16 protein-coding genes and 1 pseudogene are annotated in these 19,354 nt (G+C 42.6%); 16 read left to right on the top strand and 1 reads right to left on the bottom strand.

Annotated features, from left to right (window positions below; translation table 11 throughout):
- The first annotated feature begins 57 nt into the window (after positions 1–57).
- From MUO15_RS18140 to MUO15_RS18200, 13 genes and pseudogenes are all read left to right on the top strand, one after another.
- Positions 58–1,206, top strand: a complete 1,149-nt coding sequence (locus MUO15_RS18140) for an acyl-CoA dehydrogenase family protein (protein WP_245031515.1) — start codon at positions 58–60, stop codon at positions 1,204–1,206.
- A gap of 4 nt (positions 1,207–1,210) precedes the next feature.
- Positions 1,211–1,980, top strand: a pseudogene (locus MUO15_RS18145) (SDR family NAD(P)-dependent oxidoreductase); the annotation flags it as partial.
- 38 nt (positions 1,981–2,018) lie between these two features.
- On the top strand, positions 2,019–3,983 hold the full coding sequence (locus tag MUO15_RS18150) for a TRAP transporter permease (protein WP_245031517.1): 1,965 nt from the start codon (positions 2,019–2,021) through the stop codon (positions 3,981–3,983).
- A 17-nt stretch (positions 3,984–4,000) separates the two neighbouring features.
- Positions 4,001–5,014, top strand: coding sequence for a TAXI family TRAP transporter solute-binding subunit (locus MUO15_RS18155; protein ID WP_245031519.1), 1,014 nt, complete (start codon positions 4,001–4,003; stop codon positions 5,012–5,014).
- 32 nt (positions 5,015–5,046) lie between these two features.
- Positions 5,047–6,672: a long-chain-fatty-acid--CoA ligase gene (locus MUO15_RS18160; protein ID WP_245031521.1), complete on the top strand. Its 1,626-nt coding sequence runs from the start codon at positions 5,047–5,049 to the stop codon at positions 6,670–6,672.
- Positions 6,659–7,522: a 3-hydroxyacyl-CoA dehydrogenase family protein gene (locus MUO15_RS18165; RefSeq protein ID WP_245031523.1), complete on the top strand. Its 864-nt coding sequence runs from the start codon at positions 6,659–6,661 to the stop codon at positions 7,520–7,522. The genes MUO15_RS18160 and MUO15_RS18165 overlap by 14 nt, the downstream gene beginning before the upstream one ends.
- 24 nt (positions 7,523–7,546) lie before the next feature.
- Positions 7,547–8,320, top strand: a complete 774-nt coding sequence (locus tag MUO15_RS18170; protein WP_245031525.1) for an electron transfer flavoprotein subunit beta/FixA family protein — start codon at positions 7,547–7,549, stop codon at positions 8,318–8,320.
- Positions 8,321–8,338: 18 nt separating this feature from the next.
- Positions 8,339–9,316, top strand: a complete 978-nt coding sequence (locus MUO15_RS18175; protein ID WP_245031527.1) for an electron transfer flavoprotein subunit alpha/FixB family protein — start codon at positions 8,339–8,341, stop codon at positions 9,314–9,316.
- A gap of 6 nt (positions 9,317–9,322) precedes the next feature.
- A complete protein-coding gene (locus MUO15_RS18180) occupies positions 9,323–10,168 on the top strand; it encodes a 3-hydroxyacyl-CoA dehydrogenase family protein (protein ID WP_245036082.1) in 846 nt (281 codons plus the stop codon).
- Between the two features lie 449 nt (positions 10,169–10,617).
- Positions 10,618–11,766: an acyl-CoA dehydrogenase family protein gene (locus MUO15_RS18185; protein ID WP_245031534.1), complete on the top strand. Its 1,149-nt coding sequence runs from the start codon at positions 10,618–10,620 to the stop codon at positions 11,764–11,766.
- Positions 11,767–11,778: 12 nt separating this feature from the next.
- A complete protein-coding gene (locus MUO15_RS18190) occupies positions 11,779–12,963 on the top strand; it encodes a thiolase family protein (protein WP_245031536.1) in 1,185 nt (394 codons plus the stop codon).
- A gap of 251 nt (positions 12,964–13,214) precedes the next feature.
- Positions 13,215–13,994, top strand: coding sequence for an enoyl-CoA hydratase/isomerase family protein (locus MUO15_RS18195; RefSeq protein ID WP_245031538.1), 780 nt, complete (start codon positions 13,215–13,217; stop codon positions 13,992–13,994).
- Positions 13,995–14,009: 15 nt separating this feature from the next.
- Positions 14,010–14,414, top strand: coding sequence for a PaaI family thioesterase (locus MUO15_RS18200; protein WP_245031540.1), 405 nt, complete (start codon positions 14,010–14,012; stop codon positions 14,412–14,414).
- A 275-nt stretch (positions 14,415–14,689) separates the two neighbouring features.
- On the opposite strand, the gene MUO15_RS18205 is transcribed toward MUO15_RS18200, so the two are convergent.
- Positions 14,690–14,929 carry a hypothetical protein gene (locus MUO15_RS18205; RefSeq protein WP_245031542.1) on the bottom strand — a complete coding sequence of 80 codons (240 nt, stop codon included), beginning with the start codon at positions 14,927–14,929 and terminating at the stop codon, positions 14,690–14,692.
- Between the two features lie 327 nt (positions 14,930–15,256).
- Here MUO15_RS18205 and MUO15_RS18210 point away from each other — a divergent pair, with 327 nt between their 5' ends.
- From MUO15_RS18210 to MUO15_RS18220, 3 genes are all read left to right on the top strand, one after another.
- Positions 15,257–16,246 carry a LacI family DNA-binding transcriptional regulator gene (locus MUO15_RS18210; RefSeq protein WP_245031544.1) on the top strand — a complete coding sequence of 330 codons (990 nt, stop codon included), beginning with the start codon at positions 15,257–15,259 and terminating at the stop codon, positions 16,244–16,246.
- Between the two features lie 183 nt (positions 16,247–16,429).
- Positions 16,430–17,830 carry a sucrose-specific PTS transporter subunit IIBC gene (locus MUO15_RS18215; RefSeq protein ID WP_245031546.1) on the top strand — a complete coding sequence of 467 codons (1,401 nt, stop codon included), beginning with the start codon at positions 16,430–16,432 and terminating at the stop codon, positions 17,828–17,830.
- A gap of 63 nt (positions 17,831–17,893) precedes the next feature.
- Complete coding sequence (locus MUO15_RS18220) at positions 17,894–19,336, top strand: sucrose-6-phosphate hydrolase (RefSeq protein ID WP_245031548.1); 1,443 nt, start codon at positions 17,894–17,896, stop codon at positions 19,334–19,336.
- The last annotated feature ends 18 nt before the right edge of the window (positions 19,337–19,354 follow it).

Here is a 19,354-nt window from a genome sequence, read left to right on the forward strand (position 1 = left end):
TGGCATGATTATTGCATTATTAACAGGGACGATAAAAACAGGAAGGGTGTTTCTAACATGCCGGTTACAGCGACAGATGAATTACAGCAAATGAAAACGATGATTAAGAACTTTGTAGAAAATGAAGTAGAACCGTATGCACAACAAATTGAAGATGAGGATGCGATTCCCCAACATCTAGTTGAGCAGGCGAAGGATCTTGGTTTGTTTGGCATGAGCATTCCAGAAGAATACGGAGGAATTGGTCTAAACACAGTCGGGAAAGCAACAGTGCTAGAACAGTTCGGTAGAACGCATAACGGTTTTGTTTCTTTAATCAGTGCTCACACTGGAATTGGGAGCACCGGTTTAGTGAAGCTTGCTTCTGAACAGTTGAAACAGAAGTATCTACCAGAGATGGCTGCTGGAAATAAAATTGCCGCATTCGCTTTATCGGAACCAGGCGCTGGCTCTGATGCGACAAATTTATCGACCCAGGCTGAGAAAAAAGGGGATCAGTGGATTGTTAACGGGACAAAACATTTTATTACCAATGCCCCCGTAGCAGATGTGTTTACGGTATTCGCATTAACGGATAAGGATAAAGGTGCTAAAGGCGGAATCACAGCATTTTTAATTGAAAAGGACTTTCCAGGGCTCATCGTTGGTAAAAAAGATAAGAAGATGGGGCTGCGAGGATCCTATACCGCCCAAGTCATTTTTGACAACTGTATTGTTCCGGAAGAAAATGTCATCGGTGAAGTAGGAATGGGTTACATGAACGCTTTGAAGATACTTGGTGAAGGCCGCATCGGTTTGGCAGCGAGAGCGGTGGGTTCATGCGATAAGTTAATCGAACTGTCAGCAAGCTATGCCAAAGAACGCATACAGTTCGGACAGCCGATTGCTAACAATCAAGCCATCCAATGGATGTTAGCTGACATGGCTACCGAGACGGAAGCTGCCCGGACATTAACAATGATGGCAGCTGAGAAGGTAGACGACGGGAAGAAGGTGATTAAAGAGGCATCAATGGCTAAACTGTTTGCTTCAGAAGTATTTAATAAGGTGGCCGATAAGGCTGTTCAGATCCATGGTGGGATTGGCTACATAGGGGAATACCCTGTCGAGCGTTTTTACCGCGATGCAAGAATTACGAAAATTTATGAAGGTACAAACGAAATCCAGCGGCTACTCGTAGCTAGAAAAGTATTAGAAGAGAATTAGGTGTTTGTTATGTACTACATTTGAGTTATTTACCTTAAAGAACGATGTTTCCCTTATTACCGGCGGTGGCAGCGGGATCGGCCGCCAGATTGCTGAAGCGTATGCTGACGCCGGCTGTTCCATCGCCATTTGTTCAAGAAAATTAGAAAATTGCCAATCGACTGCCCAAGAGTTCCGGACAAGAGAATGGATGTGACAGCATACAGATGCGATATCACAAACGGATTCGATGTGAAAGAGGTCGTAGAGGCAGTTGTTAAGGAATATGGAAATATCGACATTCTTGTCAGTAACAGTGGCACAACATGGGGAGCAAAGGTAGAAGAGATGCCCCATGAGGCTTGGCAAAAAGTGATGAATATTAATGCCACAGGTACATTTCTGATGGCAAAGGAAGTGGACAAATTAATGATACAACAGCAATCTGGCAAAATCATTAATATTGCCTCGGCTGCTGGATTGAAGGCAGAGCCGCCGGAAGTGCTTAATGCAATAGGGTATAGCACGAGTAAGGCGGCAGTCATACATCTTACAAAATATTTAGCTAGGAAATGGGCGCAGCATGGGATTTATGTTAATGCCATTGCTCCAGGATTCTTTCCGACGAAAATGACTAAAGTTGTATTAGAAAAGAAAGGTGACCAAATTAGAAACAAAAACCCACCTCAACGGGTCGATGATGAAAGCGCTATCAGAGGGACTGCATTACTATTGGCTACGAAAGCTAGTGACTTTGTTATGGGACAAGTATTGAGTGTTGATGGGGGAGTACACTATGAAACGAAAAAATCTTATTTTGGAGGTGAACGTAAATGGGTGCTGAAAAGACAGCAACTAAGAAACTGGACACTACAATCAAGGAAAAGCCAGCATTTGTAGAAGAGCTATGGAAAGATAGGAAAGAACAATGGAACGGGCCGAGAATCTTTGTTTTGATAATCAGTCTATTGGCTATTGGATTATCAATCTTCCATATCTATACAGCAGGCTTTGGGACGTTATCTTCTTGGCAGCAAAGAAGTGTCCATGTTTTATGGGCCATATTGTTAATCTTTCTACTATTTCCATTTAAAAAAGGAAAAAAGTTTGGATTAATCGATATTTTAGTCGTGCTTCTAACCTTGGTCACAGCTTTTTATATGATAACTGGTGCCGAAGCGATTCAAAGTCGTCAAGGGAACATCAATAACAGTGACGTCATCTTTGGAACGATTTTTATTGCCCTTGTGCTGGAGGCTACTAGGAGAACCAATGGGATTTTGATGTCTGCAATCGGAGTTTTCTTCCTAGCTTATATTTTCCTTGGAAGATACTTTCCGGGTGCATTGGCACACCCCGGAGTAAGATACGAAAAAATGGTTGACCATATGTTCAACGGTACACTCGGCATATTCAGTGCACCAATCTATGTCAGTTCAACAGTGTTGATATTGTTTGTCATTTTTGGATCATTCTTAATGAAATCCGGTGGAGGGCAATTTTTTACAAACTTCGCCTTTGGCCTGTTCGGGAACAAAACGGGTGGTCCAGCTCTATCAGCAGTAGGATCTAGTGCTTTAGTGGCGACTATTACTGGGAACGGTGCTGCAAATGCTGCAATAACAGGTTCTTTTACAATACCGTTGATGAAAAAACTAGGATATAGCAAAAGATTTTCTGCTGCTGTTGAGGCAGTTGCCTCTCAAGGTGGTCAAATCATGCCGCCAATCATGGGGGCATCTGTATTTATAATGGCTGAAACAGTAGGGATTCCCTATATTAAGCTAGCTCTTTATGCGCTTATTCCAGCCATCATTTACTTTTTCATTGCCGGTATGGTTGTTTATTTTCATGCCAAACGTTTAGAAATGGCAGGTATCCCGAAAGAACAACTTCCAGATCTTAAGCAAATAATCCTTAAGCAAAGTTATTTATTTTTACCGATTCTGCTTATTATCGGGTTAATGATCTATGGCTATAGCCCAATGAAATCTGGTTTCTATGCAATTCTGGCCACCGTTATTTTAAGCTGGATTCGTAAAGCAACAAGGATGAATCTTCTAGATATTTTAGCAGCGTTAGAGAATGGTGCAAGAAGTGCCCTTATTGTTATAGCTGCTTGTGCCACTGCTGGAATTATTGTTGGAGCGGTATCGTTAACAGGCTTAGGTATAACGTTTTCCAGATTTGTTATTGATGTAGCTGGGGGACAAATGCTTCTCTTGTTACTCCTCGTTGCGGTCGCTTCTATTATTATGGGAATGGGAATGCCGACTGTGTCTGCCTACGTAATCCTTTCCGTACTAGGAGCCCCGGCATTGATCGATCTCGGGGTTAACATCGTAGCAGCTCATATGTTTGTATTTTATTTCGGTGTACTTTCCGGCTTAACCCCTCCTGTAGCTATTACGGCTTATACGACGGCCGGGATAGCCGGAGCTAATCCGACGAAAACCGCTTTTTACGCAATAAAAATTGGATTAGGCGGGTTCTTTATTCCATTCCTGTTCGTCTATAATCCTGAATTGCTCTTACAGGGTGGGGATACTGCCCGTATTTCCATAGCTTTACTAAGTGCCTTTTTAAGTTGCATGTTCTTTGCTGGCGCTTTAGAAAATTACTTCCTCGGGAAATTGGGCATAGTTAAAAGACTTCTCATGTTTGCTAGTGCAATATTGCTTGTCACACCAGGGATCTGGGGAGATTTAATTGGTCTAGCTACCGCGATTTTCTTAATTATTTGGCAGAAAAAATTCACAGCGTTTGTAGCAGAGGATTCACAAAAAATGAGTGGATAACAGAAAGGTGGATATTTATGAGAAAAATGCTAGTGAGTATTATGTTGCTCGTTTCTTTTACACTTGTGTTGGCGGCATGTGGTGATAGCGAAACATCATCAGGTGGATCTGGTGATAAACCATCGGCGCCTGATAAGTTCTTAAAGATTGGTAGTGGACCTATGGGATCAGGTTGGTACCCAATCACTACGGTGATGTTGGATGTTTATATGGATGGTTTTTCAGGCTTGAATGTTTCCCAACTTGAAGGGGGCTCAACTTCCAACTTGGAATCGATAGAAATAGGGGATATTCAAATGGGATTAAACTATACCTCTGATTTCACTTCAGCACTTGAAGGTGGAAATGGATTTAAAGAACCTTTGGAGAATATTTCTGCCATTGGAGCATTGTATCCTGTTTATCAAACGATTGCTACGACCACAGATCATGAAGACATTAATACAATTGAAGATATTGTAGATAAACATATTTTCCTAGGTCCAAAAGGTGGCGGAGGTCCGGTAGCATTCTGGAAGATGATGGCGGAATATGGAATTGATCAACAGACAATTGAAGAAGCTGGAGGCCAGATTTCCTACGGCAATTATTCTGATGGTGCCTCCATGTTAAAGGATAATAATGTTGATGTGTATGTTGGCGGGGGTGCACCATTTATTCCTGCTTTACAAGAAATCGAAATCACAAAACCTATTAAACTAATTCCTATTGATGAAGAAAAACTTAATAGTATAGAAGAAAAAGGGATAGGGGTTTCCTCTGGAGAGATTCCAGCTGGAACTTATAAGGGGCTTGACGAACCGACCCCTACTTACACAATGGTAACCATGCTGACGGCAAGAAGCGATATAGAGGATGAATATGCTTATAATCTAACAAAGCTGTTTTGGGATAATATACCGAAATTTGAAGATCAAATCCCTGAAAGAGCCAAGCATTTCACAATCGAAACAGCACTCGATGGCATTGATCCCGAAACATTACATCCAGGGGCTAAAAAATATTACAAAGAAGCTGGAGTTCTAGAGTAAGCCTGGTGTAATGAGGAAGGGGGAAAGTTCTGTTGAATAACTTAGAAGAGCGAAAGTGGTATGAATCATACCCATCAGAAATGAAGAAAGATTTAAAGTATCCGGAAGTATCACTATATTCTCTTTTAAAGAGGACGGCAGAAAAGTATGGAAGTCGTACGGCCGTTATATTAGAGGACAACCAAATCTCTTATCAAGAATTAATAGACAAGGTGGACCGACTCGCGGGAGCCTGGGATGATATCGGTTTAGTAAAAGGAGAAAGAATCGGGTTGATGGTGTCCAACCATCCTGACTACATTATTGCTTACTATGCGGCACAAAGGCTAGGACTGATTGTAGTCCAAATTAACCCACGTTATACAGCCCGTGAACTTTTGCAAATTGTAAGTGACTCGAAGACGAATTACCTTGTGGCAGAGCAGGCTAACCTAAAAACTGTTTATCAGGTCGATGATATGCAAAAACTAAACCGCATTTTTGTATCAGGATCTGAGGACAATGACCATCATTCATTAGATTTTCTGATAGAGAATTCCACCCCGTTAAGGAAGGAGATACCTATTTCCGTTAAAGAAGATGTGGCAGTGATCCAGTATACGGGTGGTACATCGGGAAAAATGAAAGGAGCCATGTTAACACATCTTAACCTCGTGGCAAATATCATCCAAAGCTATACGATGTACGGGAAAAGGATGCTGTTCGGACAGGAGGTTGTGCTTACCGCCACCCCGCTCTACCACGTGTACGCTATGACAAGTGCCATGAATCTAGGAATCTACATCGGTGCTTCATTACTGCTAATTAGAAAATTTGAAGTAGATGATGTCTTGAATAAAATTAAGAGATATCAGCCGACGTTCTTTCCTGGTGTTCCAGGAATGTATAATGCCTTTGTTAATCATCCTGACGTGGAGTCGTACGGCCTTCATTGCTTAAAGTTTTGCTCGAGTGGTTCAGCTCCTTTACCGGTTGAAATTATTAAAAGATTCGAGAGTCTGACTGGAGCAGTTATTGGGGAAGGATTCGGATTGACCGAGGCCTCCCCATCTACACACCGTAATCCAACGACTGGTGTTAGAAAAGTAGGAAGTATAGGTATTCCACTCCCAGGTACTGACAGTAAAATCGTTGATGAAGATAGCAATGAATTACCGGACAACTGTGTTGGGGAGTTAATTATCAAAGGGCCACAAATTATGAAAGGGTATTGGCAGAACGGCGATGAGACAGCACAAGCGTTACGGAATGGCTGGTTATACACTGGGGATTTAGCAATGTCTGATGAAGAAGGATATTTCTATATTGTAGGCAGAAAAAAAGAAATGATTATTAATGGCGGTTTTAATATCTATCCGCAGGAAGTTGAAAGTGTTTTATATGACCATCCAGATGTTAAAGAATCGGCAGTTGTCGGCATACCAGATCGTGAGAAGGGCGAAATCGTGAAAGCCTATGTCGTTGCTAAGGATGGTCATACAATTGATCTTGAAGAATTAAAAGGTCATTGTTACCATAATTTAACTCGATATAAGGTTCCTAAACGATTTGAGATTTGTGAGGCATTACCTAGAAATACAGTAGGGAAGCTTTTAAAACGGAAATTGGTTGAGAGAGAAAAACTGAAGGAGGAGGAAGAACATCATGCAGGTGGATAATATCAATGAAGTGGCTGTGATCGGCGCAGGCGCAATGGGTTCACAGATCGCAATGGTTTGTGCTCTTGAGGGATATAGCGTCATTCTTAATGATATCGAGGAAACCAGCTTAACAAAAGCGAAGGAATCTCTTCAGGGTCACATGAACCGACGCATTCAAAAGGGCAAGCTAACCGAGCAACAAGTGGAGGATGCCTTTGGACGACTAACTTTCGATGCCAATCTTGCGTCTGTTAAGGATGTGGATCTTGTCATCGAAGCGGTAGTGGAGAAGCTTGATGTGAAAAGAGAATTGTTTTCAACACTTGATGAAATCACTCCAGACCACACGATTCTCGCTACAAATAGTTCAACTATTGTCAGCTCAAAAATCGCTGATGCAACGACGAGGCCAGATAAGGTTTGTAATGTGCATTTCTTCAACCCTCCGCTAGTGATGGAACTAGTCGAGGTTGTCAAAGGCCCGCACACGTCTGATGAAACCGCAGAGACTGCTTTTGCTTTTGTTGAAAAAATAGGGAAGGCCCCTGTCCTGTTACAGAAAGAGATTTCCGGATTCATCGCCAACCGTATTCTTGGAAAGTTAATGGATGAAGCACTCTTCCTTTTGGAAAATGGATACGCGACCCATGAAGAGATCGACACTGTTTGTACAAAAGCTTTAAACCATCCGATTGGCCCTTTTGCCTTAATGGACTTAACGGGCATTGACGTGAACTATTTTGTCAGAATGCAGCGGTATCAGGAATCTGGAAACGAATCAGATAAACCTGCAAAGATCGTAGAAGAAAAGGTGGAAAAAGGTGATCTTGGACGTAAAACAGGCAAAGGCTTTTATCAATACAGCTAAACCGGACTTGGAGGAGGATCAACTATGAATCTATTTGTACTAATGAAACGCACGTTTGATACTGAGGAAAAGATTGTCATTGAAAATGAAGGGATTGCCGAAGAGAGTGCTGAATTTATCATTAATCCTTATGACGATTACGCCATAGAAGAGGCTGTTCAACTAAAAGATGAACATGGCGGGGAAGTGACTGTCGTAACGATAGGCGGTGAGGACGCAGTAAAGGAACTGCGGACCGCACTTGCGATGGGAGCAGATAAAGCCGTGTTAATTAATACGGAAGATGATTTAGAAGACGGGGATGCATACACAACAGCTAAGATTTTAGCAGAATTTTTCAAAGAAAAAGAGGTGGATCTGATATTGGCTGGAAACGTCGCTATTGACGAGGGAACAGGCCAAGTGGGTCCAAGACTGGCTGAATTTCTCGGGATGCCTTCTATTACTACGATAACGGACCTTGAGATAGAGGGAAGAAAAGCCGTGATTGAACGGGATGTGGAAGGTGATGTTGAAAAGATTGAAGCTGAACTGCCTCTGCTAGTTACGGCACAGCAAGGGCTAAACGAGCCTCGTTATCCTTCCCTTCCTGGGATCATGAAGGCGAAGAAGAAGCCGCTTGAGGAGCTGGAATTAGATGATCTTGACCTTGAGGAGGAGGATGTCGAAGCTAAAACGGAGACAGTAGAAGTATTCCTTCCTCCTGAAAAAGAGGCGGGAAGAATACTAGAAGGAGAAGTGAATGCACAAGTAAGCGAGTTAGTGGCATTACTACAAAAGGAAGCAAAAGTAGTCTAATAGAGGGGGCATAAACATATGAACAAAAAAGTAGTAGTACTGGGAGAAGTTAGTGAGGGAAGCCTGAGAAATGTCTCTTTTGAAACGATAGCGGCAGCTAAAGCAGTTGCCGGTGATGGGGAGATCGTAGCTGTACTAGTTGGCGAAAGCGTGAAGTCATTTGCAGATGAAATGATTCATTATGGGGCAGACCGTGTCATTACGGTTGAGCATGAGAATCTTAAAAACTATACATCTGATGGCTATACACAAGCATTAAGCCATGTAATCGAATCAGAAAATCCAGAAGGGCTCATTTTTGCCCATACTGCTTTAGGAAAAGACCTTGCTCCAAGACTTGCAAGCAAGTTAGAAACAGGGCTCATTTCTGATGTTACAGAGATTGAGCAGCAGGGGGAAGATGTTCTTTTCACAAGGCCTATCTATTCTGGTAAAGCCTTTGAGAAGAAAACCATCAAGGATGGGACGATTTTTGCAACGATTCGTCCTAATAATATTGAACCACTTGAAAAGGATGAAACGCTTACTGGCGAGATAATCTCAAGTGATGTAGAGATTAAAGACCTGCGAACGATTATAAAGGATATTATCCGCAATACAACCGACGGTGTGGACTTATCAGAGGCGAAAGTAATTATCGCGGGCGGCAGAGGCGTTAAAAGTCAAGAAGGTTTTGAGCCGCTGCATGAATTAGCTGATGTTTTAGGTGGGGCTGTAGGAGCTTCCCGTGGAGCATGTGATGCAGAATACTGTGACTATGCACTGCAAATTGGTCAAACAGGGAAGGTTGTAACACCAGATTTGTACATTGCCTGTGGAATCTCCGGAGCCATTCAACATTTAGCGGGAATGTCCAACTCTAAAACGATTGTGGCGATTAACAAGGATCCTGAAGCCAATATCTTTAACGTAGCCGATTATGGAATTGTTGGCGATCTGTTTGAAGTGGTTCCGTTGTTGACGGAAGAATTCAAGAAATTGAAGGTCGGTGTGTAAACAGTGATTCATCATGTGAGTGTAATTGGTGCGGGGACAATGGGAAGGGGGATCGCCTTCTCATGTGCCCTCGCTGATTTATCCGTTTTCGTTCAAGACATTTCTGAAGAAAGCCTTGAGGATTGTAAGCAATATATCGAAAAACAATGTCAAAGAAGTATTCAAAAAGGGAAGATAACAGAGGAGCAAGCGAAACAGCTACGAGAAAATATTCACTATTCCCTCAGCATTAAGGAAGCGGTAGCAAATGCCGACTTAGTCATAGAAGCTGTGCTCGAAATAATGGATGTAAAAGTGGAGACGTTTAAACAGGTCGACAACTATGCACCGAAGCACGCTATTTTAGCAACGAATACGTCGACGATGAGTCCCACTGAAATTGCTGCACAAACCAATCGTCCAGACCAATGTATTGCGCTTCACTTCTTTAATCCAGTACCTAAAATGAAACTCATCGAGGTCATTTGCGGACTCGAAACATCAGAGGAAACGATTGCGACATCCTTCCAATTTGGTGAAAGTATCGAGAAGGAATGCGTCAGAATCAATGAATTCCCAGGGTTTGCCGTCAGTCGAATGAATTGTCTGATCGGAAATGAAGCGATGAATATGGTCATGGAAGGCGTTGGATCAGCTGAGGATATCGACAAGGCGATGAAGCTTGGATTAAATCACCCCATGGGTCCGTTAGAATTGGCCGATTTAGTTGGCTTAGATACAAGGCTGCGTAATATGGAGTACTTATATCAAACATTGGGAGAAAAATATCGTCCCTGTCCGATTTTGACAAAGTATGTGAAAGCAGGTCATTTAGGTAAGAAAACGGGCAGAGGATTTTACAGCTATTCTTAAAATGAGTGTTTAAAAAGTTGCCAAATGAGAAGGTCGACTAAGGTCGCCACGACATGCGAGCAACGTCGACACTAGAACGTCCTGTGTATCGCAAGAAGGTCGAGGCGGCGTAGCTTTGAGCACCAAGAAAATCTTCCCCGAATTGGCATCGCACGAAGGAAAAGTGTCCTTCTTTTCCAAGGAACGGACTTGCACAGGACGTGCTGACTTCTACGTTGTGCACAGGACGTGCACGGTTTTAGTAGAAGTTCCACTGCTGCCTCATGATACGTGAGTAGCGAGGCCCCTTCAGCGAATATCCTTCTTCGCTGCCTTGCACCGAGGAATTTGCTTCCACGAATAAGCTTGTAGACGCAGGTGCACACGCTCTTCAAAAGCAAGCCAACGAAGTGATTCGCCTCTTATCATTTGGTGACTTTTTGAACAACCTCTTAAAGGGAGTGGAGCAGATGAATTTTGATTTAGAGGAAGACATTCAATTTCTAAAAAAGAATGTGCGTGATTTTGTTCAAACAGAAGTAGAAGCGGTCGCGATGGATATTGAAAAAGAAGATAAGATCCCTGAGCGAATAATTGAAATGTCTAAAGAAATGGGACTGTTCGGCCTAAGTATCCCTGATGAATACGGCGGATTAGGGATTGGAATGGTAGGCAAGTGTGCTCTATATGAAGAAATAGGGGCAACCCACAATGGGTATACAACATTGATTGGTGCACATACAGGAATTGGCACAGTGGGAATTGTTGAAATGGGAAATGAACAGCAAAAACAAAAATACTTACCAAAACTTGCGAGCGGTGAATTCATAGGGGCCTTTGCTCTCACAGAGCCAAGTGCTGGGTCGAATGCAACGAATTTGAAAACCACAGCTGTTAAAAAGGGAGATCACTATATTTTAAATGGCACGAAACATTACATTACCAATGCAACTGAAGCAGATGTCTTCACGGTGATGGCGGTGACGGATGCTAGTAAAGGGGCGAAAGGAATCACCTCTTTTATTGTTGAAAAAGATTTCCCTGGCTTTCAAGTAGGTGCGATCGAGCCGAAGATGGGGTTGCACGGTTCACAATCCGCTGAAATTATTTTAGAAGATTGCAAGGTTCCAGCTGAGAATGTGCTCGGAGTTGAAGGGCAAGGCTACGTCAATGCCTTAAAAATACTGGCTAACGGCCGGGCTGGTCTGGCAGCGAGAAACCTTGGTTCCTGCCAAAAGCTGTTAGATTTATCGATGGAATATGTCCAAGAGCGTGAACAGTTCGGCGTACCTATTATCGACCACCAAGCGGTCGGTCACATGGTATCTGAAATGGCTGTCGAGATTGAGGCACTGCGATCATTCACCTATCGTGTGGCATGGATGGTGGATGAAGGGCAGAAAGTTATCAAGGAAGCAGCGATGCTGAAGCTATATGGATCAGAAGTCTATAATCGCGTAGCTGATAAAGCGGTTCAGGTTCATGGAGGGATCGGGTATATCTCCGATTACCCAATTGAACGATTTTTCCGAGATGCACGTATTACTAGAATTTATGAAGGTACATCAGAAATTCAAAAGAATATTATCACTGGACAACTGAAAAAAGAGTATAGCTAGGAGGAGAATTACATGAGAGACGATATTGTTATTGTCAGTGCCGTGAGAACACCTATTGGCGGCTACGGCGGCTCGTTGAAAGGGATCTCGTCTGGCCACTTAGCTTCTATTGCGATAAAGGAATCGATCGAACAGGCTGGTTTATCACCCGAACAAGTAGATGAAGCGATTATTGGTGAAGTAAGGCAAACAACGGAGTCTTCGAACGTAGCGCGAGTAGCCGCGTTACGGGCAGGAATACCGGAATCATCTCCCGCCTATACGATTAACCGTTTGTGTGCATCGGGAATGCAGGCTGTGGCTTCAGGCGTCCAGCAAATTGCCTTTGATCAAGCGGATATTGTTGTCGCGGGTGGAACGGAAAGTATGAGTCGCTCCCCTATTTACCTTAGAAACTCAAGGTTTGGCGGTGACAAGACGACATTGGTCGACTCAAACGCAGAAGCTGGTCAACAACCGCAAGAAATCTACGGCAACAACCTTGGGATGGGCATGACGGCCGAAAATGTTGCTGAAAGATATGCTATTTCTAGGGAAGATCAGGATGCCTTTGCGATTGAAAGCCAAAGACGAGCTTCACAGGCAATTGAGGAAGGAAAGTTCAAGGATGAAATCGTTCCTGTAGAAGTAAAAGAAAAAAAGAAAACCTTTGTTGTAGATACAGATGAGCATCCTCGTCCGCAAACAACGATCGAAAAACTGGCGACACTACGACCGGCCTTTAAAGAGAATGGCACAGTAACGGCAGGGAATGCGTGTGGGCGAAATGATGGTGCCTCAGCCTTAGTGATTATGAAGGAATCGCAAGCTGAAGCATTAGGTCTTACCCCTCTTGCACGCATTAAGAATTGGGCGACGGCCGGTGTTTCACCGGAAGTAATGGGAATCGGTCCCGTTCCCGCTGTGAAGAAGTTGTTAGAGAAAACCTCTAAACAAATACAAGACATCGGATTAGTCGAGTTAAATGAGGCATTTGCCTCCCAAGCTTTAGCCGTCATTCGCGAGCTCTCTTTAGATCCGGAAAAAGTAAACGTAAATGGTGGGGCAATAGCGCTTGGCCATCCGGTTGGTGCGAGCGGAGCACGAATTATTACTACACTTTTACATGAGATGAGAAAGAGAGAAGAACAACTTGGGATTGCAACCTTATGTGCAGGTGGCGGCCAAGGTATGGCCATAATGATTGAACGCGTTTAATTTTGAAAAGTACAAGGAAAGGGCAAGAGTTCATGGAGGGCCTAAACGTATGACGATCAATCTTCTTTCTTTGACTATATGGGCTATAGGAGATATATAGGGACGAAAAAGGTAATGTAATCATAGCGTTAAACGTGAACCAGGAGGTATTGGGTGCAGAAGGGACGATCCCAGCAGTGGTATTTGCAACATCAGAGGTTTATCCGTTCAAATAACCACAACACCTCAATTAAAAGGAAAGGGATGACAACATGCCATTTGAAAACATAGAATTAACAACTAAAGATCAGCTTGCCTACATTACAATCAATCGACCTGAGGCACGTAATGCATTAAATAAAGAAACGTTAGATGAGATGGTCGAGGCTTTAGGAAGAGTAGCCGAGCAAGAGGAAGTAGGAGCGGTCGTTTTTACAGGTAAAGGGGAAAAGTCCTTTGCGGCAGGTGCTGATATTAAGCAGCTAACAGAAAAATCTGCGCTTGATGCTTTAAATCCTCAAGGAATGCAATACGTCTATGATAGGATTGAAAGTTATGAAAAACCAACGATCGCAATGATTAACGGGTATGCCCTTGGCGGTGGTTGTGAATTAGCGATGGCCTGTGATATCCGTGTTGCCTCTACCAATGCAAAACTAGGACTACCTGAGCTTAACCTATCGATAATTCCGGGTGCTGGCGGCACACAAAGACTAGCAAGATTAGTCGGAAAAGGGAAGGCTCTTGAGATGATTTTGACTGGAAAAATGATGGATGCGCAAGAGGCGGTACAGTTTGGACTAGTCTCCGAGGCAGTAGCACCTGAGGATTTAGCTGCGAGGGTGGAAGAAGTCGCATCAACTATCTTATCTAAAGGTCCTTTAGCTGTAAAACTTGCAAAACTATCCGTTCATATGGGTACAGAAACAGATATGAAAACAGGTCTCATGCTTGAAAAGCTTTCCCAGGCAATTTTGTTCAACTCGGATGATAAAAACGAAGGTACACAAGCATTTATTGAGAAACGCAAAGCAGTCTTTCAAGGGAAGTAGTGAAGGGGGGTTGGGATGACTACCAAGGTAATTGATGAGGTGCGGGAAAGCTTTGAATCCAGTCCATTTTTCTCGCACATCGGCTTCGAGATCCTCAATTTTGAAGAAGGAAACGTTTACCTCAAACTGCCGATTAAAGAGCAGTTATTAAATGTGAATGGAACGCTTCATGGCGGGGTTCATGCAACAATGCTTGATTTGATCCTAGGTATGGCAATCCGCTCGACTACGAAAACCCGTTGTACAACGATAAATCTTAATGTGAATTACCTTGCTCCTTCCTCAAGTGGAGATGTGTTTGCAAAGGGAAGGATTTTGCAACAAGGGTATCGGACTGTAACGGCAGAGGGTGAATTATATGATCCCGAAGAAAAGATGCTTGCGAAAGGGGTAGGGACGTTTAAGCTTATTCGTGATTGAAGAATAATGGAGAAGGAATGATATGAAATTTCGTTGGGCGAAAACGACCTATGGGGTGGTACATCTCCTTTGGGGGAGAAAAGCCACAAGTTGCCAAGTATATATCGTTTTCACCAACCCTGTGAGTGAAATAGTTTCAAAAAAAGGGCTATCAGCTAATTGCCGATAGGCCTTTTTTTTGAGTGATATAGATTGATGTTGACCAACAAGCTTATCCTGCCGTTCATGAACTTTTTCAATTACGAGAGTGTCCATTTTTTGACACACGCTTACTTTTAAATAAAGTATCTTGATAATAAAAGTAAATAGGGACCAATTAAAAGTAAGACACTAATATAGATTAGTTTGCTCTTTCCTAACATCATTGCAAACGCCCAACTGAATAAGCTACATAGAAAAGTGAGGATGACAGTAGTTATAATGCCGTATTCTTGGAAGAAGATAGATGAGAAAGATAGGAAACCACTGACAACAAAAATCCAATAAACGCCCCAATAAATTTTCGTTTCCATCACCTCTATGACTCCTTTCATTTATAAGTTAGAACAAATAATTTACAAAGACCAGAAAAGTACCACACAAGTAAAACTTACCATATAAATATTTATTTGTATAAAGAATACAGTCAACCCCAAACATTAACGTATGACAGATTTTATAAGTCGTGCAACCCCAGTGGGTTTAACCATACATAAGCCATAACAATAATGGAAGCACGAGATGTTTAAAATATTGTTACGAACAAGAAGGGAAAATTTTATAAGCATCGTCGTCCTCTCATAGACATCCCGACCCTTTTCCCATAAAATGAATATAGATATGAAAACGATGGAGGATCAAGTATGACGACAATCAATGACATCGCAAAAATGGCTAACGTATCACGGACGACGGTATCACGTGTTTTGAATAATAGCGGGTATGCGAGTGAAGACGTAAGGAAACGCATCCTAAAGATTGTTGAAGAAACAGGATATATGCCTAGCGTCTCTGCTAAGTCATTACGCACAAAGAAATCAGGGGTTATCGGTGTGATCCTTCCAAAAATCAGTACGGAGACAGCGAGCCGCGTCGTTGGTGGAATCAATGAAGTAGTGGCCAAAGAGGATTTTCAAATTTTACTTACGGATACAGAGCTTGATAAAGAGAAAGAAATTGAATATGTGCGGTTGTTAAAGAGCCGTCACGTGGATGGGATCATTTTGCTTTCAACCAATGTGAATGATCGATTAATTCAAGCGGTAACTGAAACCAATCTGCCGTTTATTTCTCTTGGACAGGCGTTACCTGGCTTTACATCTGTTGTCTATGATGATTATCATGCGGCTGTTGATATGACGAACATGCTCATTCAGAAAGGCCATGAAAAGATTGCTTTTATTGGAGTTGGGGAAGATGATCCTGCTGTTGGAGTTTTGCGGAAAAATGCTTACGTGAATACCTTAGAGAAGCATGGTTATGCCATCGATGATCGTTTCATGGAAGTGGGGGACTTTAGTATTGAATCGGGTTATGAGGGGATGAAGAGAATCCTTAAACGTTGTGGCGACCAGTGCCCGACAGCTGTTTTTGTTGTAACTGATCGGATGGCAATTGGTGCGATGGAATATTTGAAAGAACAGGGCTACCGGATCCCAGAAGATATCGCCGTTACGGGGATAGGTGCATCTACCATGTCGAAATATGTTTCCCCATCATTAACAACGATACAATATCACAATAAAGAAGCGGGGAGAAAGGCTGCTGAACTCTTACTTGCCCAGATGAAAAATCAAAAAACGGATGATAAATTTGTGCAAACCTATAGACTGATCAGCAGAGATAGTGTATAGTACCAATTAATAGCTTGTGTGTAATCGATTACACACATATTTTTTTAAAATCAATGTAAACGCTTATATTTTTTTGTTGTATGTGTAATCGATTCCTTATTTATTGTTATAAATACTATCTTTCATTTTTTTAATCAATGTGGAATCGATCACACAAAATGTATAAAAGGAGGATTTATTACTATGGCTAGTAACTCGGAAATTGCCAAACAAGTCATCAAGTCCGTAGGTGGAGAAGAAAATATCCAATCTATTGCTCACTGTGCTACACGATTGCGTATTATGGTGCATGATCGTGAAAAGGTTGATGTGGAAGCTGTTGAGGGGATTGATAAAGTAAAGGGTGCTTTTTATAACTCTGGTCAGTATCAAATTATTTTTGGTACAGGGACAGTGAATCGGATTTATGAAGAGGTCACCAATCAAGGAGTCACTGGTACATCAAAGTCGGAAATGAAAGAGGAAACAGCTAAGCAGGGGAACGCTTTTCAAAGAGCGATCCGTACGTTTGGTGATGTGTTTGTGCCGATCATTCCCGTGCTCGTAGCCACGGGTCTATTCATGGGGCTACGCGGCCTCCTCACGCAAGAAGCTGTATTAGCGTGGTTTGGTTTAGCGCCTGAAGATATTTCGGAAAACTTCCTCCTTTTTACACAAGTGTTAACAGATACTGCCTTTGTTTTCTTGCCAGCTCTTGTGGCCTGGTCGACATTTAGAGTGTTCGGCGGGACCCCGATCATCGGGTTAGTTCTAGGACTTATGCTTGTTTCCCCTTCATTACCAAATGCCTGGGCAGTGGCAGGTGGAACAGCAGAGCCGATTTATTTTCTAGGCTTCATTCCCGTCATTGGCTATCAGGGATCAGTTTTACCAGCGTTTTTCGCCGGGATTGTAGGTGCTAAATTTGAAAAATGGTGCCGGAAGCGTGTACCTGAAGCACTCGATCTGATCGTAACTCCGTTTCTTGTGTTACTTGTGATGATTACATTGTCACTTATGGTTCTTGGTCCGATCCTGCACTTAGTAGAAAATTGGATTTTCTCAGGAACGCTTGCATTGCTAGGTCTGCCTTTTGGGTTAAGTGGACTTATTATTGGGTTCTTTAACCAAATTATTGTCATTACTGGTGTTCATCACATTTTCAATTTTTTGGAAATCCAATTGCTTGAAAACTTAGGATATAACCCATTTAATCCCATTGTCACAGGTGCTATCGCAGCCCAAGGTGGAGCGGCTTTAGCTGTCGGAATGAAAACACAGTCTAAAAAACTAAAAGCTCTTGCCTTTCCTTCCTCAATCTCCGCTTTTCTCGGTATTACCGAGCCAGCGATTTTTGGTGTCAACTTACGTTATGGGAAACCATTCATAATGGGACTGATCGGTGGCGGTGTGAGTGGTTTCTTGGCGGCTATTTTAGGACTTAAGGCAACAGGGATGGCGATTACAGTTATCCCCGGAACACTGCTTTACTTGAATGAGCAAATTTTTTATTACTTGCTTGTTAATATTGTAGCAATTGGAGTGGCCTTTGGATTAACGTATATGTTTGGGTTCAATGATAAAGATCACAATATCAACGAGTAATTATATTGAAAAAAGACCTAGTAGCGTCTACTGGGTCTTCTTTTTCATGAAGGTGGGAATGAAATGAGTAACGACCAAAGTTTAAGAGAGCAAGCCTATCAAGCTATTGAAAAATACGAGGGAGTCGTTCGGCAGGATCCGTACCGGCAGTGTTTTCACCTTTCTCCTCCTGTCGGCTTACTGAACGATCCGAACGGCTGGATCCAGTGGAAGGGAATCTATCATTTGTACTTTCAATGGATGCCTTTTCATACAGGCCATGGAGCGAAATTTTGGGGACATTACAGTTCACGCGATTTGGTCAATTGGACACTCGAGCCCATCGCTCTAACGCCGAGTGAATGGTATGATAAAAACGGCTGCTATTCTGGCAGTGCCATAACCGATCAAGGAAAATTGAAAGTGTTCTATACCGGTAATGTTAAGGATGAGAACGGGAATAGGGAGACCTATCAATGCTCGGCAGAATCAGATAATGGTGTCGATTTTGTGAAAAATGGTGTGGAGATCTATCTTCCAAAAGGATATACCGCCCATTTTCGTGATCCGAAAGTTTGGAAGCATGAAGATCACTGGTATATGGTGGTTGGTGCCCAGAGTGCAGATCACTATGGATGTGTCGTATTATTTGAATCAGCGGATACGAAGGAATGGGTCTTCAGAGGGAATCTATCACATTCAACGAGGGAAGAGTTCGGTTATCTAGGCTACATGTGGGAATGCCCGGACTTTTTTTCATTGGATGGCGAAGAGGTGCTGATCTTTTCACCACAAGGTGTGGAAGCTGATGGGATCGACTATAATAATCTCTATCAGACAGGTTATGTCATTGGTGAACTCGATTATAGACAAGCGGAGTATAAGCATGGTCGCTTTGTAGAGCTAGATCGAGGCTTTGAATTCTACGCCCCGCAAACGACGTGTGATGATAGAGGAAGACGACTGCTTGTCGGTTGGCTGGGCGGTCCTGATCACAATGAAAAGAGCCAGCCGACCCATGATTACCACTGGATCCACAGTATGACAATCCCGAGAGAACTGCGTCTTGAAAAGGGAAAATTGATCCAGAAGCCAGTGGAAGAGTTGTCAGAATTACGGGTAAAGCAATGGTACGATGAACAAATAGTAAAATCAGGAGTCTATGAGATTGAAAGAGTGTCTGAAGTTCACATAGAAGGGGAGTCCCTTGAAGGATTCGAGCTGACTTTATTCAGCTATATGCAGTTGATCTATGATCAGGATACTGAACTTTTAACGTTGAAGCGTCCTGACTTTGCAGGAGGAAATCTTGAGTCACGCAGCTGTCGCCTGCCTCAAGGATTAAAGCAGCTGCAGTTGTTCATCGATCGTTCATCTGTTGAAATTTTCATCAATGGCGGTGAAGAAGTGTTCACGTCAAGGATGTTTGCTGATCCTGAGGAACAAAGGCTTGAACTTAAGACTAGCAACTCAACTTCAATGAATGTACAGGCTTGGAGTTTAAGAGAAGACGCGATCCATATATAATAGGGAGGAAATGATGGG

Source organism: Halobacillus amylolyticus, assembly GCF_022921115.1.
GTDB classification, from domain to species: domain Bacteria; phylum Bacillota; class Bacilli; order Bacillales; family Halobacillaceae; genus Halobacillus_A; species Halobacillus_A amylolyticus.

Excerpts from the sequence above, each read along its gene's own strand:
- MUO15_RS18140 (WP_245031515.1), top strand. The coding sequence starts at position 58 with ATGCCGGTTACAGCGACAGATGAATTACAGCAAATGAAAACGATGATT.
- MUO15_RS18170 (WP_245031525.1), top strand. The coding sequence starts at position 7,547 with ATGAATCTATTTGTACTAATGAAACGCACGTTTGATACTGAGGAAAAG.
- MUO15_RS18220 (WP_245031548.1), top strand. The coding sequence starts at position 17,894 with ATGAGTAACGACCAAAGTTTAAGAGAGCAAGCCTATCAAGCTATTGAA.
- MUO15_RS18200 (WP_245031540.1), top strand. The coding sequence starts at position 14,010 with ATGACTACCAAGGTAATTGATGAGGTGCGGGAAAGCTTTGAATCCAGT.
- MUO15_RS18155 (WP_245031519.1), top strand. The coding sequence starts at position 4,001 with ATGAGAAAAATGCTAGTGAGTATTATGTTGCTCGTTTCTTTTACACTT.
- MUO15_RS18185 (WP_245031534.1), top strand. The coding sequence starts at position 10,618 with ATGAATTTTGATTTAGAGGAAGACATTCAATTTCTAAAAAAGAATGTG.
- MUO15_RS18215 (WP_245031546.1), top strand. The coding sequence starts at position 16,430 with ATGGCTAGTAACTCGGAAATTGCCAAACAAGTCATCAAGTCCGTAGGT.
- MUO15_RS18150 (WP_245031517.1), top strand. The coding sequence starts at position 2,019 with ATGGGTGCTGAAAAGACAGCAACTAAGAAACTGGACACTACAATCAAG.
- MUO15_RS18195 (WP_245031538.1), top strand. The coding sequence starts at position 13,215 with ATGCCATTTGAAAACATAGAATTAACAACTAAAGATCAGCTTGCCTAC.
- MUO15_RS18190 (WP_245031536.1), top strand. The coding sequence starts at position 11,779 with ATGAGAGACGATATTGTTATTGTCAGTGCCGTGAGAACACCTATTGGC.
- MUO15_RS18165 (WP_245031523.1), top strand. The coding sequence starts at position 6,659 with ATGCAGGTGGATAATATCAATGAAGTGGCTGTGATCGGCGCAGGCGCA.
- MUO15_RS18175 (WP_245031527.1), top strand. The coding sequence starts at position 8,339 with ATGAACAAAAAAGTAGTAGTACTGGGAGAAGTTAGTGAGGGAAGCCTG.
- MUO15_RS18210 (WP_245031544.1), top strand. The coding sequence starts at position 15,257 with ATGACGACAATCAATGACATCGCAAAAATGGCTAACGTATCACGGACG.